At 70.8% G+C, this 14,770-nt stretch carries 16 protein-coding genes; 5 read left to right on the top strand and 11 right to left on the bottom strand.

What is annotated here, in order from left to right; translation table 11 throughout:
- Nucleotides 1–33 precede the first annotated feature (33 nt).
- The 3 genes from ABZT12_RS08850 to ABZT12_RS08840 form a co-directional block, all read right to left on the bottom strand.
- A complete protein-coding gene (locus ABZT12_RS08850) occupies nt 34–900 on the bottom strand; it encodes an RNA polymerase sigma-70 factor (protein WP_356379629.1) in 867 nt (288 codons plus the stop codon).
- On the bottom strand, nt 897–1,475 hold the full coding sequence (locus ABZT12_RS08845) for a carboxymuconolactone decarboxylase family protein (protein WP_356379626.1): 579 nt from the start codon (nt 1,473–1,475) through the stop codon (nt 897–899). The genes ABZT12_RS08850 and ABZT12_RS08845 overlap by 4 nt, the downstream gene beginning before the upstream one ends.
- 117 nt (nt 1,476–1,592) lie before the next feature.
- Nucleotides 1,593–2,744 carry a permease gene (locus ABZT12_RS08840; RefSeq protein WP_356379623.1) on the bottom strand — a complete coding sequence of 384 codons (1,152 nt, stop codon included), beginning with the start codon at nt 2,742–2,744 and terminating at the stop codon, nt 1,593–1,595.
- Between the two features lie 423 nt (nt 2,745–3,167).
- Here ABZT12_RS08840 and ABZT12_RS08835 point away from each other — a divergent pair, with 423 nt between their 5' ends.
- Complete coding sequence (locus tag ABZT12_RS08835; protein WP_356379620.1) at nt 3,168–4,913, top strand: LCP family protein; 1,746 nt, start codon at nt 3,168–3,170, stop codon at nt 4,911–4,913.
- Between the two features lie 266 nt (nt 4,914–5,179).
- Here the strand turns inward: ABZT12_RS08835 and ligA are convergent, their stop codons facing one another.
- On the bottom strand, nt 5,180–7,309 hold the full coding sequence (ligA, locus tag ABZT12_RS08830) for an NAD-dependent DNA ligase LigA (RefSeq protein ID WP_356379617.1): 2,130 nt from the start codon (nt 7,307–7,309) through the stop codon (nt 5,180–5,182).
- 131 nt (nt 7,310–7,440) lie between these two features.
- Between ligA and ABZT12_RS08825 the strand changes: the two genes are divergently transcribed.
- The gene (locus ABZT12_RS08825; protein WP_356379614.1) at nt 7,441–8,151 is read left to right on the top strand and encodes a DUF6215 domain-containing protein; all 711 of its coding nucleotides are present in this window, start codon (nt 7,441–7,443) and stop codon (nt 8,149–8,151) included.
- Nucleotides 8,152–8,361: 210 nt separating this feature from the next.
- On the opposite strand, the gene ABZT12_RS08820 is transcribed toward ABZT12_RS08825, so the two are convergent.
- The 4 genes from ABZT12_RS08820 to ABZT12_RS08805 form a co-directional block, all read right to left on the bottom strand.
- Nucleotides 8,362–8,751, bottom strand: a complete 390-nt coding sequence (locus ABZT12_RS08820; RefSeq protein WP_356379611.1) for an NUDIX domain-containing protein — start codon at nt 8,749–8,751, stop codon at nt 8,362–8,364.
- Between the two features lie 115 nt (nt 8,752–8,866).
- The gene (locus tag ABZT12_RS08815) at nt 8,867–9,253 is read right to left on the bottom strand and encodes a roadblock/LC7 domain-containing protein (protein WP_356379608.1); all 387 of its coding nucleotides are present in this window, start codon (nt 9,251–9,253) and stop codon (nt 8,867–8,869) included.
- Nucleotides 9,254–9,519: 266 nt separating this feature from the next.
- A complete protein-coding gene (locus tag ABZT12_RS08810; RefSeq protein WP_356379604.1) occupies nt 9,520–10,329 on the bottom strand; it encodes a hypothetical protein in 810 nt (269 codons plus the stop codon).
- Nucleotides 10,326–10,679: a hypothetical protein gene (locus ABZT12_RS08805; protein WP_356379601.1), complete on the bottom strand. Its 354-nt coding sequence runs from the start codon at nt 10,677–10,679 to the stop codon at nt 10,326–10,328. Before ABZT12_RS08805 ends, ABZT12_RS08810 begins: the two co-directional genes overlap by 4 nt.
- Nucleotides 10,680–10,814: 135 nt before the next feature.
- Between ABZT12_RS08805 and ABZT12_RS08800 the strand changes: the two genes are divergently transcribed.
- Complete coding sequence (locus ABZT12_RS08800) at nt 10,815–11,180, top strand: hypothetical protein (RefSeq protein WP_356379598.1); 366 nt, start codon at nt 10,815–10,817, stop codon at nt 11,178–11,180.
- Nucleotides 11,181–11,431: 251 nt separating this feature from the next.
- Here ABZT12_RS08800 and ABZT12_RS08795 read toward each other — a convergent pair whose 3' ends face one another.
- Nucleotides 11,432–11,890 (bottom strand): hypothetical protein, encoded by a 459-nt coding sequence (locus ABZT12_RS08795; RefSeq protein WP_356379595.1) that lies wholly within the window; start codon nt 11,888–11,890, stop codon nt 11,432–11,434.
- A 107-nt stretch (nt 11,891–11,997) separates the two neighbouring features.
- Nucleotides 11,998–12,435, bottom strand: coding sequence for an ATP-binding protein (locus ABZT12_RS08790; protein WP_356379592.1), 438 nt, complete (start codon nt 12,433–12,435; stop codon nt 11,998–12,000).
- Nucleotides 12,436–12,617: 182 nt separating this feature from the next.
- Here ABZT12_RS08790 and ABZT12_RS08785 point away from each other — a divergent pair, with 182 nt between their 5' ends.
- Together ABZT12_RS08785 and ABZT12_RS08780 are read left to right on the top strand one after the other, a co-directional pair.
- The gene (locus ABZT12_RS08785; RefSeq protein WP_356379589.1) at nt 12,618–12,848 is read left to right on the top strand and encodes a DUF397 domain-containing protein; all 231 of its coding nucleotides are present in this window, start codon (nt 12,618–12,620) and stop codon (nt 12,846–12,848) included.
- Between the two features lie 118 nt (nt 12,849–12,966).
- Nucleotides 12,967–13,887 carry a helix-turn-helix transcriptional regulator gene (locus ABZT12_RS08780; RefSeq protein ID WP_356379586.1) on the top strand — a complete coding sequence of 307 codons (921 nt, stop codon included), beginning with the start codon at nt 12,967–12,969 and terminating at the stop codon, nt 13,885–13,887.
- Nucleotides 13,888–13,907: 20 nt separating this feature from the next.
- Here the strand turns inward: ABZT12_RS08780 and ABZT12_RS08775 are convergent, their stop codons facing one another.
- Nucleotides 13,908–14,726, bottom strand: coding sequence for an SAM-dependent methyltransferase (locus ABZT12_RS08775; RefSeq protein ID WP_356379730.1), 819 nt, complete (start codon nt 14,724–14,726; stop codon nt 13,908–13,910).
- Between the last annotated feature and the right edge of the window lie 44 nt (nt 14,727–14,770).

The raw sequence follows: 14,770 nt of genomic DNA, 5'->3' as shown, positions 1-14,770 counted from the left end.
TGTGCTCGCTCCGGGTGAGCTCAACTCCTGTTCCTACCGGGCCAGTTCGGCGGGTTCCTCCAGTCGGGTCAGCTTCCGCGGGTTCCGCATGATGTACACGTGGGTGACGCGCCCGCCCTCGACCGCCAGGCTGATCGCGGTCAGTTCGCCACCGATCTCGACGCGGCCCGCGGGCGCGCCATTGAGGTACACGGTCGTCGTCGTGAAATCCGCCGCCACCGCGTCCGCGCGGGCGAGCAGCCTCGTCACGAGTTCCGCGCCGTGGACCGGTGCCCGTACGGCGTTCACGATCCCGCCCCCGTCGGCGATCAGGACCACATCCGGTGCCAGTACCTCCATCAGCTCCGCCACCTGGCCGTTGCGCAGGGCGGCGAGGAAGCGGCCCACCACCGCCCGCTGTTCCGACCGGCTGACCCGCGTCCGCGGCCGGCGGGCCGCCACGTGCTCGCGGGCCCGCCGCCCGATCTGCCGCACCGTGGCCGCGGACTTCCCGACCGCTTCGGCTATCTCCCCGTACGGCATGTCGAAGACCTCACGGAGCACGAACACCGCGCGTTCCGTGGGCCCGAGCGTCTCCAGAACGGTGAGCATCGCAATCGAGACGCTCTCCGCCAGTTCCACGTCCTCGGCCACGTCGGGAGCGGTCAGCAGCGGTTCCGGCAGCCACTCGCCGACGTACTCCTCGCGGCTCCGCGACAGGGTGCGCAGCCGGTTCAGGGCCTGCCGGGTGACGATCCGCACGAGGTACGCGCGCGGCTCGCGGACCTGTGCGTGATCGACGGCGGCCCAGCGCAGCCAGGACTCCTGGAGCACGTCCTCCGCGTCGGCGGCCGAGCCGAGCATCTCGTAGGCGATAGTGAACAGCAGGCCGCGGTGGGCGACGAACGGGTCCTCGGTCATACCGGGGTCACTGCGCCGAGCGTCTCCGGGCGGGTGGCCAGGGGGACGGCGCAGGCGCTGGAGAAGCCCTGCGACTCGACCCCGAGTGCCGTGTTGCACCTGGTGGCGAAGTTGACGAAGGCGATGAACGCGGTGAGTTCGACCATCGCCGCCGGGCCGAGCCGGTCGAGCAGCCGCGCGGACAGTTCGTCGGTGACGGTGGGCGGGGTGTTGGTCATGGCCTCGGCGTACTCCATGACGTCCCGCTCCGCGGGGGTGAACACCTCCGACGCCCGCCAGCGCGGTACCTGGCTCGCCTTGGTCAGGTCGAGGTTCTGGTGCTGTGCCTGGAAGTAGCCGATGTCGAGGCAGAAGCCGCAGCCGACCTGTGCGGCGACGGCCATGTGCGCGAACGACTTGAGACTCTCGTCGGCCGCGTCCCACTCGCCCACCTTGCTGCCCAACTCCATCGATGCGGTGGCGACTTGAGGGTTGTGCCAGGTTGCCCGGACGGGTTCGGGCACGGCACCGAACCGCTCGATCATGCTCTCGCTCAGCTCGGTGGGAATCTCCGCCTTCGGTACGCGCAGGGCCATGGTGTCCTCCTCGGACGTCTCAGGCTGTCCGCCTGTGCAGCCGTTCAGCCGCTCGGCATGAAGACACCGACCGCCCCACGAATGTGACACCCGCACCGTCAACTGCCGCCCGGACGCTCAGTGATGGTGCTTCTCGTGTTCGGGTGAGCCGCCCATCATGCGCAACATCGCAGGCCCCCCGGTGCGCAGGAAGCGTACGACCAGGCTCGCGGCCAGCAGCAGGAAGACGATGTTGAGCCACGTCGTGTAGTTCCAACTCACCCCGCTGTCAGGCACCTTGGCGTCCGCCTGGTCGGGGACCAGGCCGAGGCCGCCGAAGAGGAACTCGACGAGGTAGCCCGCCACGGCCATCGCCGCGAAGAAGGTGACCAGCAGGAAGCCCGCCATACGGGCGCCGTAGTACTTCCGGTAGATGGTGAGGATGGGCAGGATCAGGAGGTCGGCGAAGAGGAAGGCGATCACTCCGCCGAAGCTGATGCCGCCCTTCCACAGGACCACGGCGAGCGGCACGTTGCCGATCGAGCAGACGAAGGTGGCGATGGCGACCAGGGGCCCGATGAGCGGGCCGACCAGCTTGGCGGCCGTCGGGTGGCCCGCCAGGAAGAAGGTGTGCCAGAAGTCGTCCGGCACCCAGGCGGCGATCGCGCCCGCGATCAGCAGCCCGGCCACCAGGTCGCGCAGGATCGCCGCCCACTCCATGACGAAGATGTGCGCCACGGAGGTGAAACCGCCCCCGGAGAACAGTCTGCGGGCGAAGCCGCCGTCGCCCGCGATCGACATGTCCATCGCCGCATGCCCCTCCATCGAGCCGGCCAGCCCGCGCTCGGCCTGTTCCCGCGCCTCGCGCAGCAGCCGCTCACGCAGGAAGAGCCGGAACAGCACGGCGAGTACGACGATCATGACCGGGCCGCCGACGAACTCGGCGGCGGTGAACTGCCAGCCCATCAACAGGGCCAGAATCACGCCGAGTTCGACGACCAGGTTGGTGGAGGCGATCTCGAAGGCCATCGCCGCGGTGAAGTCGGCGCCCTTGCGGAAGAGGGAGCGCGCGAGCGCCACGGCCGCGTACGAGCACGACGAGGAGGCCGCGCCGAGCCCGGCGGAGAGGGCGAGCGTGCGCGGCCGGTCGTCGCCGAGCAGCCGTACGACCGTAGCCCTGCGCACCACCGCCTGTACGACGGCGGAGAGAGTGAAACCCAGGATCAGCGCCCAGGTGACCTCCCAGGTCATCGATCCCGCGATCGACAGCGCATCGCTGATCGCATCCACAGACCCTCACCCCTCCCGAGACGGCGACGCCGGCCGAGTATACCCGTGGGGGGTATTGGGCGCAGAGGCCGCGCCGGATGAGGCTTCGCCCCGGATGCCCCTGGTACCAGGCCCTGGGAACAGGGGCCCCGGGGAACCTCGGGGCGTATGTGATCGGCCTGGTCAGAGCGGTCGGGGGTGGCCCCCCTGTGCGCACAGCGGTTCAGAGGCCGTGAAGCGCACCTATCGGGACGAGAGCGGACCGGTCGGCGCGGCGGGCCGCTGTGTATGAGAGGAGGCTCTGAGGATTCTCATCTTCGGTGGTTATATTGCGCACCCACGCCAGCCGGACGGCAATCCCGCCCCGCCTGTCGCACCCGGCCGCGCGCTTCGGGCCACCGTATCGATGGCCTGACCGGCCCGACCGTTTCGTGGGAGTGCCAGATGACCGACCTCGATGACGGACCCGTCGGCCGCGCCACACGTGGTCGCACCGACGGTGTGCCGGGGCAGCGCGCGGGCGGCACCGGCGGCGTGCCGTCGGACGGCGGCCGGGCCGGAGCGCGGGCCGCGTCCCGAGCGGCGGCGGGGGGCGGCTCGCGCCCGAAGGGCCGCGCGCGGGCGAGCCGGCGTGCCAGGCCGGTACGGCGCGGCAGACGGGCCCTGCGGATAGCGGGTATATCCCTGGCGCTGCTGCTCCTGGTGACCGGCGGCGCCGGCTGGTGGTTCTACCAGCATCTGAACGGCAACATCCACAGCGTCGCGATCTCCGACGGCGCCGGCGGCGCGGAGAAGGCCGACGCCTTCGGCCGGACGCCGATCAACATCCTGGTGATGGGCAGCGACGCCAGGAGCAGCACGACCGACTGCAAGCTGGGCGGCGGCTGCTCGACGACCGGTGTGCAGTCCGGCAACGGCAACGCGGACGTGGAGATGGTGCTGCACATCTCCGCCGACCGCTCCAACGCCACCGTGATGAGCATCCCGCGCGACACCGTCACCTCGGTCCCGGCCTGCAAGAACACCGAGACCGACACCTCCACGGCCGGCTACACGGGCCTGATCAACAGCGCGCTGCGGTACGGACAGGCCTGCCAGGTCAAGACAGTGCACCAGCTCACCGGCATCCCCATCGACCACTTCGTGCAGCTCGACTTCTCCGGTGTGGTGAAGATGTCCGACGCGGTCGGCGGGGTGTCGGTGTGTGTCGACGCCGATGTCTACGACACGTACTCGCATCTCAAGCTCGCCAAGGGCACCCACACGCTCAAGGGGGTCGCCGCCCTGGAGTTCGTCCGCTCCCGGCACGGCTTCGGCGACGGCAGTGACCTGGGCCGTACCGTCACCCAGCACCTCTTCCTCAGCGCGATGATCCGCAAGTTCAAGAGTGCCGGCACCCTCACCGACCCGACCGCCGTCTACAAGCTGGCCGACGCCGCCACGAAGGCGCTCACCGTGGACACGGGTCTGGGCAGCGTGCAGAAGCTGATCTCGCTCGCCGCCGACCTGGACAAGGTGCCCGCCAAGCGCATCACGTTCGCGACCATGCAGACCGCTGCGGACCCCGACGACAACAACCGGGTCGTGCCCACCTCCGGCGCGAAGAGCCTGTTCGCGACCATCGCCAACGACCAGTCCCTGACCGGCGCGTCCGGCAAGAAGTCCGCCGCGGCCTCCGCGACCGCCACCGCCACCGCCACGGCGTCCGCCGTACCGGCCGCGCGGATCGCCGTGACGGTCGAGAACGGCACCGCGGTCACCGGCCGCGCCTCCACCGTCGCCACCGCTCTGGTCGACGGCGGCTTCAGCTCCGACACGACCACCGGCAACGCCCCCGGCAGCGCGACCACGACCACGCTCACCTACGGCACCGGACAGAAGGCGGAGGCACAGACCGTCGCAGGCGCGCTCGGACTCTCCGCCTCGCACCTGAAGCAGGGCACCGGCACCGGCCTGACCCTGGTGATCGGCGCGGACTGGACCAGCGGCACCACCTATCCCGGCAGCACCGCGTCCCCCTCCCCGGCGGACACCAAGGCCGCCACGTCCAACGCCCACGCGGAGACAGCCGACCAGTCCAAGAAATGCGCCCAGGTCAGCACCTATCGGACGGTGAGCCTCAACGGAGTCGCCATGACCCCGACCCAGGCGTACAAGGCGGCCACCGGCAAGAAGGACTCGGCGTCCTGACGCATGCCAGAGAGAAGGCCCCGGCTGGACGGGGGAGACCAGCCGGGGCCGTCAGGCGGTGGCGTGCGGAGGGCGGTCGCCTCTCGGCGGGGAGCTCCAATGGGCTTCAGCCGTACGATCTTCCCCATGGGCCATGGGTGAGGCCCGGGGACACTGTCCCCTCCGCAGCCACATACACGGGAACGGCAGGCCGCCCGCGGTTGTTCCCGCCCCCGTGGCGCCCCGCGCTGTGATGTGACGCACTCCTGCCGCGACTTGGGGCGGGCTCAGCCGGCGACGAAGTCGGCGACCAGGGCGGCGAACTCGTCCGGGGTGGCGAGCCGGACGCCGAGGCTCTCCGCCTTCGCCCGCTTGGCACCCGCACCCTCTCCGGCGACGACCAGAGCGGTCTTCTTGGAGACGCTGGAGGAGGAGCGGCCGCCCGCCCGCTCGACCAGTTCGTTCATCTGGTTCCGGCTGAGCTTCTCCAGCGGGCCGGTCATGGCGCCCGTGACGACCACCGTCATACCGGTCAGCGGGCCGCCCGCCGTCTCGTTCCCCGCCTCACCGGAGCCGGTGCCGGGAGCGGAGTCGGCGGGGGACGCGGCGCCGGTGTCGGACTCGTGGGCCGGGGCGGGCGGGGTGGCGCCGGGCTCGCTCATGCTGACCCCGGCCGCGGCGAGTCTGTCGATGAGCGGGGCCAGTTCGGCGAGTTCGGCGACGATCGAGGGGGCCTTCTCGGTGCCGATGCCCTCGACCCGTCGCATCGTCTCGGCGTCGGCGGCCCGGATGCCGTCCATCGTCGCGAAGTACCGTGCGATACGGCGGGACATGGACCGTCCGGTGCCGCGCACCCCGAGCGCGCACAGCACCCGCGACAACGGCCGGCTCTTCGCCGTGGTGAGCGCCGCGAGAAGGTTGTCGGTACTGGTCTCACCCATGCGCTCCAGGCCGAGCAACTGCTCCCGGGTGAGCGCGAACAGGTCCGCCAGATCCTTGACCAGTCCCGCCTCGACCAGTTGGACGACCCGGGTGTGGCCGAGGCCCTCGATGTCGAGCTGGTCGCGCCCGGCCGCGTACGAGAGGGCCGCGACCAGATGGCAGTTGCGGCCCTGTTCGCAGCGCCAGCGCTGTTCGCCGGTGTCGATGGCGGAGCCGCAGCGCGGACAGACCTCGGGGAAGACGATGGGTTGTTCCTCGCCGGTGCGCAGATGGGCGACGGGCGCCTCGACGCGGGGGATGACGTCACCGGCCCGGTGGACCATGACATGGTCGCCCAGCCGCAGGTCACGGCGGGTGATGTCGCCCGGGTTGTGCAGGGTCGCGTACGTGATCGTGGAGCCGTCGATCTCGACCGGCTCCAGCACGGCACGCGGGGCGATGATGCCGGTGCGGCCCACGTTCCACTCCACCGCCAGCAGCCGGGTGATCTTCTCCACGGCCGGCAGCTTGTAGGCGATCGCCCAGCGCGGCGCCCGTGACCCGGAACCGGCGGCCCGCTGGTCGGCGGCGAGATCGGCCTTGACGACGATCCCGTCGATCCCGAACGGCAGCCCGGGGCGCAGCCCGGCGATCTCCTGCACCCGGTCGAGGACCTCGGCGACCGTGTCGGCGGTGCTGCCGGGCACGGCGGTGCCGGCGGTGGTGTTCACCCCCAACTCGGCCGCGCGCAGCATGAGTTCGCTGTGGGACAGCTCGGCGAGCCGGGCGGCGAGCGGGTCCTCGGTGTCCGGCACGGGGAGCAGTCCGTAGGCGAAGAACGTCATCGGCACGGTGTAGGCGCGGTCCTTGGCGCGCAGTGTGCCCGCCGCCGCGTTACGGGGGTTGGCGAACGGCTGGCCGCCGTGCGCGGTGCGCACCTCGTTGGCGTGCTCGAACTGGGCCGCCGTCATGAGGACTTCACCGCGCACCTCCACGGTGACCGGTTCGCTCAGCTCCCGCGGCAGGCCCTCGATCGTGCCGATCGCGTACGAGACGTCCTCCCCGGCCGTCCCGTCGCCGCGCGTGATGAGCCGGCTGAGTCCGCCCCGGGTGTAGCGGGCGGCGACCGCCAGTCCGTCGAGCTTCGGCTCCACGCTGAACCGCTCCACGTCCCGGCCCAGGCGTCGGGCCAGGGACGCGGTCCAGGCGGTGAACTCCTCGGGCGAGAACACGTTGTCCAGGCTCAGCATCGCGACCGTGTGCGGGACGTCCCCCTCGACCGCGCCGCCGGCCACCTTGCCGGTCGGGGAGTCCGGCAGCACCTGGTCGGGATGGCCGGCCTCCCACTCCGCGATACCGCGCACCAGACGGTCGTAGGCGTCGTCGTCCAGTACGGACGTACCCTCCGCGTAGTAGGCGGCCGAGGCCCGCACGGCGTCCTCCACCGCCTGCGCGTAGGCGGTGGCATCCACGATCACAGCAGCACGTGTTGTCATGACGGCCATCCTGCCTCCCACCACTGACAACGCCCGTGGCCTCAGCTCCCTTTCTCGGCGGACGATCACCGGTTAGGCTCCTCCCCGCGCGCGTGGGGTGCGCACAGCGGGGGCACAGCGGGGTGGGGAAGATGTCAGACGGTCTCGGCGCGTCCGAAAAGGGCACGAGAGCGGGGGTCCAGGCGGTGGCGGCGGTCGTCGTGGTCGGGGCGATCATCGGCGGTATGTGGGGGCTGGACAAGGTCTTCCCGAAGACACGGGCGGAGAGCGAGCCGGCTGTCTGTTCCCCTTCGGGTACGCCCACGAGCACGCCCGGGAAGGTGTCCTCCGGCTCGGCGGTGACCGGAGCGCAGCTGTGCGAGGCGCTCAACCGCCCCGATCTGGCGGCCCTTCTCGGGACGCCGAAGGAACACGCGCTGAACGCCGACGGCGACGAGAGCGTGCTGACCCTGGCCGGCGGCTCCAAGGTCTCCACCCCTGAGGCGGAGGTCCAACTGGCCACGTACTCCGTCAAACTGACGGCGTCGGACGACGAACTCCCGGTCTCCGGGCTGATGCGCTACCTCGGTGAGACCGCGGTGAGCAGAGCGGTGCTGGGCCACGCGGCCATCCTCTACTCGGACCGCACCATCGCCTTCACCTTCGACCTGGGCGGCGGCAAGGCGGACACGGGCCCGGGGGGCATCGCCCGCACCCTGGTGGTCGCCCGCGACCCGAAGGACGGCGGCGGCACCTTCGACGTGGCGATCTGGCGCCAGGACGACGTACCGCCCGACGACGCGGCCCTGTTCCGCGTCGCCGAGCAGGTATTGCCGACGATCGCGGGCTGGAAAAGCCACTGACAGGCCGCTGACGGAGCAGTGATGAGCCACGGCAGGGCGCGCCGAGAGACCGTCAACACCCGCTGCACAGAGCCCCGTCGCTACGGACGCCACACGCCTCGCGCGGCGGCGCCCCCTCCTCCCGACGATCCACCGCGCACGGCGGGAAGCCGCTGCCGTGCGCGGACGACTCGCCCGCCCGCTCGACCATCTGACCGCGCGAGCGGGCGCCTACACCGGCGTGTGACCCTCCAAGTACGTACGTACCGTCTCGGGCAGTCCGGTGGCGATCGCTTCCGCGAACGGGACCCAGCGGAACTGTTCCGGGGTGAGGCGCGCGTTGCCCGAAGGGTCCTCGGTCAGCAACTGGCAGATCACGGACGACCGTTGGTCCGCCGCGGGAGACGCCGGTGAGTGCAGCACCGACGAACCGTCGACCAGGTAGCCGGTGAGTTCATACACCACGCGCGCCGCGCCGGCCCGCGCCGACTCGGCCTGCTGTGGCACACCCGACGGCAGCTCCCAACTCTGCTGCCCCGGCTCGGCGTTCACCAGGAGCACACGTCCGTCGTACACGACGACCGCCTCGAACCCGCCCCCGGCAGCCCCGTCCTGCGCCATCGCCCAACCGTCCTCTCTCCGCCGCGCCGGGACCGTCCGACCGTCCCCGTCCGGGCGTTGCTTTCCTACCCTCGGCGCATCGGTTCACGCCGTACGGCCCCGGGGGGGGCGGACGTCACTCCGTGTCGGCGTCGAGGATCTTGGCCAGCTGTTCGACGGCGGCGGGCAACGCCCGTTGCAGCGAGGGAAGGTCCAGGCCGTCGTCGCCCAGGATGGTGAGCAGGGCGCGGTCACCGACGGCGAGGTTGATCACATGGCCGCCCGAGCAGCGGATGACGACCTCCCTGAGCGAGCCCGCCTTGGTCTGCTCCGCCATGCGCCGGCCCAGGCCCAGAGTCGCCGCGGCGAGGGCGGCGATCGACTCCGGGTGCACGGCGTCGGCGTCGGCGGCGACCAGAAGGCCGTCACCGGTCGAGAGCACGCTCTCGCTCACCCCCATCACCTCGTCGCGCAGGCTGGTCAGGATCGCGACGAGCGGCTCGGGGCTGGTGGTGTCGTGCATGGGTTTCCCTGGGTCTCGAGGTGTGGTCCGGTGCTGCGCCCGCTGTTCCGCTCACGGCAGACGGTGAAGGCCGTCCTGCACGCGCCGTAACAGGTCCAGACCGGGTCGGTGGTCCTTGAGATCGCCCGGTGGACACGAGGGTGCGGTGCCGTGTCCGCGCGTGCGGCCGGGGAGGGGCGGGAGAGCTGCTTCGGGAACTCGCTCCGCCTTGAGGGAGCGGGCCAGGGCGAGATGACGCCGCCGGGCCGCTCTGCGCCTGCTGGAACTCACATGCCGCCCGATCGTCTGGGGTCGTGTGCGCCCGGGGTGCGCCGGGGCAGTTGGGACGGTGTCACCGACGGCACGCTCTGCGCCGTGGGGTCGGGGGTGCGGGGTGCCGTGCTGGGGCGGCCCGACGTCTCGGGGACGTCGTGCCGGACGAGACGGAGCAGGCGCATCCGCCCCAGGTCGAGCATGACCGGGTAGAGGCCGCGCCCCAGCGCGAAGGCGATGTCGCGCGGTGTGCGGCGCCCGTTCGCGGCACCGAGCAGCTCCGCGTAGCGGGGCGGGACCGGGGTGGTCGACGCGGGTTCCGTCGGGCGGATCCGGGTGCGCGCGAACTCCGCGGGCGGGCCCCACAGTTGGGCCAGCAGCGCCATCCGCCGTGTCGTCTCCGCCGCCAGCCGGTGCGGTTCGACGGCCGGTCCGCCGATCACGGCGGGAGCCGGATCGTGCACCTCCCAGGTGCCGAGCGGGCTCAGAGCGAGCGCGAACGCGCCGTCGAACACGGCGGCCGTACACACGACTTCGAACTCCTCCCGGCCCAGCAGTCCCCGGGCCGCGAGCAGGACCCCGACCTCCTCGTCCGGCGCGGTGCGCGCGAGGGCCCAGGCGGCGTCGTCCACCCGGCCGGACCGGAGCAGGATGGATTCGGGGGTCGGAGCCCCGGGTGTCTCGACCGAGGCGATCAGACCCTGGCGGAGATGAATCGTTCCTCCCGGTGAACCGGAGACCAGCACGGTACCGGTGAACTTCTCCTCGCTGAGGCCGTTCAGCAGGGCGGGGACATTGCGCGGGCCGGCATGGCGGCCGCTCATGGCCGGGGTCCGGTCGTGTAGGCGCTCAACTGACGCAGCACCAAGGCGAGATTGACCTGGTCCCGCTCCAGGACGGCCGCCAGCAGCAGCGGGTCGCCCGGCTGGGGAACGGTGCGGAGCACGAGGTGGTGACGGGCTCCGGTGATGACGATGCTCTCCAATTCGCCCTGCGCACCGGCCGCGTGGAGTCGGTCGCCGACCAGCGTGGCGAACTCGCAGTACTCGACACCGTCGGCCTCTCCCGCGCCGGCCCGGCTGTAGGTCAGCCCGGTCACCGCATCGACGAGGGCGACGGTGGATACTCCCGGGGCTTCGACCAGTGGAGACAGGGAAGCTTCGAGTGACGACACCAGCACCTCTTCAGTAACTCTTCACATGATGACATGCAGCACAGTAGTTTCAGATGAAACAGTCAGAACAGGGTGTTCGGCTGTCTTTTTCTGACAGCTCGTTACTTCTGGTCGTACAGCGTGAAGGGCAAGATCATGAACGTCGAGACCGCGCTCAAGGAAGCCATGACCATCGAGGGCGCCATCGGGGTGGCCCTGGTCGACTACGAGAGCGGTATGTCGCTCGGCACGCTCGGCGGCGGCCAGGGGCTCGACCTGGAGGTCGCCGCCGCCGGCAACACCGAGGTCGTACGCGCCAAGCAGCGCACGCTCGCCACCCTCGACATGAACGACACGGTCGAGGACATGCTGATCACCCTCGGCCGTCAGTACCACCTGATCCGCCCGTTGGTGAGCAGCAGTGGCAGCCTCTTCCTCTACCTCGCGCTCGACCGCACCCGCGGCAACCTGGCCCTGGCCCGGCACGCGCTGAAGCGCATCGAGAGCGTCCTGGAGGTCTGACCGCCGGGCCTGTTCCCACCGGACCTCACGGAGCCCGGGCGGATCGCCGCCGAACTGCCCGGGCCCGTCCGTGTGTTGACGCCCCCGCGAGGCTCGGCAGACCCGGCGGACGCGCCGCCGCCGACCGCGCCGGCCGGCTCCACCCGGGAACCTCAGGCAGCGCTGCGCCGCACGCCCAGGGCACCCGCGCCCTTGTCGCCCTGGTCCTCGTCATCGTCCTCGGTCCGCTCACCGCCCGTTGCCCCGAGACGTCAGCGGGCCAGTGCCGAGGCGAGTTCCGCGGTGGCCCGCACGACGTCGGGGTCGTCCTCGGTGAGCAGGCGCGGGATGGCGTCGCGCTGGGCGCGTACCGCCTCGCGCGCGGCGCTCTCCCAGGTGACGTACTTCTCCGGCCGGTGCAGCAGCCGGGGGTAGGCCGCCGCCGTGATCTCCCACTGTCGTGCGTCGGCGATGTGCCTGAGCAGCCGCAGGACCCGCGTACGACAGGTGACGCGCGGCTGCTCGGCGAGGTCCCAGAGGAAGGGCACGGCGGGAGCGGTCGCCTCGCCCACCACGAAGTCGTACTGGCAGATGCGGTGGCCGAGCCGGTCCAGCCCGGACTCGGCGGCCGCCGCGTCACCCGAGGCGATCGCCGCGAACAGGAACGGGATGGCGGCGGCCGAGCCGGTCGAGTCCCGCAACTCGTGCCACCGCACGGCCGTGACGTCCAATAGGGGTCTCTCCCGCGCGGCAGGTGCCGCGGCGGTGCGGTCAGGCGTCATGCGGGTGCCCGCCGTTCGCAGGGTCGCGCATGCGGCCCCTTCCTCCCGCTGCCGGGTCAGTCCCGGGACCGGATGGGCAGCATGGCCCAGACGGTCTTGCCCGCCGGGAACCGCCGGGTCCAGCCCCAGTGTTCGGAGAGCGCCTCGACGATGTGGAGTCCGTGACCGTGCTCCCGCAAGAGGTCGGTGAAGTGCAGTCGTACGGGCGGCCGGTCGCTGTGATCGATGACGGCGCACACCAGGTGGGCGGGGCGCAACGTCAGCTTCAGGCAGGCCGCTTCCTCCTCGGTGAAGGCGTGCAGCAGTGCGTTGGCGGCGAGTTCGTTGACGACCGTGCGGGCGTCCTCGCGGCAGGTGTCCAACGACCATGCGGACAGCGTGCGTTCGGTGAAGTCGCGGGCCTGGGAGCAGCCTCGCCGGGTGCCGGTCAGGGGCAGGGTGACCGATCGCGTCGCCCCGAGTCGTGCGATCCCGCCCGCTCGCGGAACACCCATACTGCGGGCCGGTCCAGGTGCTGGATGCGCAGACAAGGACACGGCTTCTCCCTGATCCGACGTCAAGAGGGGGCGCCAGCCCGCGGGTTGACGACACCGCTATTATCCACGCCCAGGACATGTTCGTGCAATTTCACGGGAAATTGCGCGGATGGTATCGAGACAGGTGTGAGGAGTCCGACATGGCATCAGTGCCGAACGGGGTGCGCGCGAGCGAGCTGCCGGTGCGCTGGACGAAGAGCCGGCACAGCAACGCCGAGGGCAATTGTGTCGAGGTGGCCGTCCTGGCCGAGGGAGACGTGGCGCTCCGCAACTCCCGTGACCCCGACGGCCCGGCGCTGGTCTACACGCCGGCCGAGGTGGCCGCCTTCCTGGCGGGCGTGCGGGACGGAGACTTCGACCACCTGGTGTGACGTCCAACGGACCGCGAGGCGGGCCCGGTTGGGGTTCTCCTCGCACCGAAGTGTGCGGCACGGCAGGCCGGGATGCGATAATACGGCCTGTCGTCTGCCTTTCTACGGGGGAGCCAGCATGTCCGCCGAGCCAGCTCGTGTCTCCCGCCTCGAACCGTATCTGAACCGCGCCCAGCCCGCCCCGACTCTGCTGAAGATGCTGGTCGGCGTGCAGCTGGCCGGCATCCGCGAGGACGTCGGCCTCTCCCAGGAACAGGCGGCCCGCGCCGTCGGGTTCAGCGCGGCGAAGCTGTCGCGCATAGAGGCGGGAAAGAGTCGCCGTCCGCCCGTCGAGGGCGATATCCGGGCCCTGCTGGAGCTGTACGAGACCGGCGACCACGAGGCGTCCGTGCTCCTGCAGTTGTTGCAGCGCGCCGGTGAGCCCGGGTGGTGGCAGCGCTACGACAAACGGCTGATGCCCGAGTGGTTCGACCGGCTGGTCGGACTCCAGGAGGCGGCGGTCACCATCCGTACCTTCGAGATCCAGTACGTGCCCGGCCTCCTGCAGACCCGGGCCTACACCCAGGCCGTGGTGGAGCGGGGGCTGCCGACCGCGCCGGCCCGCGAGGTGGATCGCCGGGTGGAACTGCGCACCCGCCGCTGTGACCTGTTGGAGCGGGAGAACGCGCCCCAACTCTGGGCGGTCGTCGACGAGTCGGTGCTGCTGCGCGTTCTCGGCAGCCGCACGGTGATGCGCGAACAACTGGAGCACCTCGTCGACATGGCCCAACGGCCTCACGTGACAGTCCAGATCGTGCCGCTCGACGTCACCAACGCCTCCGCACCCGCCATCCCCGTCACCTATCTTCGGTTCGGCGGCCTCGAACTGCCCGACATCGTCTACCTGGAGCACATCAAGAGCGCCACGTTCCTGGAGGACCTGGACGAGACGGAGGAGTACCGGCTGGTGCTCGACCGGCTGGGTGACGAGGCCCTCAGTCCCCGTGACTCCCTGGTCCGGCTGCGCGAGACGATAGAGCGCTACCGCGCCGACTCCTAGCGCGGCACCGGGCACACCGTCTACCGGATGAGGCCCGCACCGCCGAACTCGATCCATTCCTTGGTGAGTTGACGGGGTATCAACTCGCTGTCGGGCCGCCAGGTGGACACCTCCACGAGCCCCGGTTCCAGGATCTCCAAACCGGCGAACCACTCCGCCACGTCCTTCTCCTGACGCACCCGGCCCCAGTGTCCCTGCGTCGCCCGGTCCATGAAATCGGTGACGAAGGCACGGACTTCGGGGTCCTCACTGACCAGCTGGCACATCACCAGACAGCTGCCGGGCACGAGCCGCTCCGCCACCCGCTCGATCACCGCGAGCGGCCCGTCGGTGTCGCTGTCCGGGATGCAGCGGAACACCGAGTTGAACAGCACCGCCACCGGCTGCGACACGTCTATCAGGCGCCGGGTGTCGGGGTGGGAGAAGATCAGGTCGGTCTCCCGCAGGTCCGCCTGGATGACGGCGGTCCGGTCGTTCTGCTCCAACAGGGCCCGGCCGTGCACCAACACCATGGGGTCGTTGTCCACGTAGACCACCCGTGACGAAGGATCGACGCGCTGTGACACCTGGTGCACGTTGTTCTGGGTCGGCAGGCCTGAACCGTGGTCGAGGAACTGCCTGATGCCGAACTCCGTAGCCAGGGTGCCCACCACCCGCTGAAGGAAACGGCGGTTGTTCAGCGCCAGGGCCCGCGTGCTGGGTACCACCTTGTCCAGTTCCTCGCAGGCCGCCCGGTCGGCCGCGTAGTTGTCCTTGCCCCCCAGATAGTGGTCGTACATCCGGGCGGCAGTCGGAACCGTCGCATCGATCGACGTGGATAACCCCTGGCCAGGCTCCATCATTTCCCCCAGCTACCGGCTGCGCCGAGCCGAACGACCCGGCG

Source organism: Streptomyces sp. NPDC005423, assembly GCF_040606415.1.
GTDB lineage: Bacteria > Actinomycetota > Actinomycetes > Streptomycetales > Streptomycetaceae > Streptomyces.
This window is presented reverse-complemented; position numbering and strand designations above follow the sequence as displayed.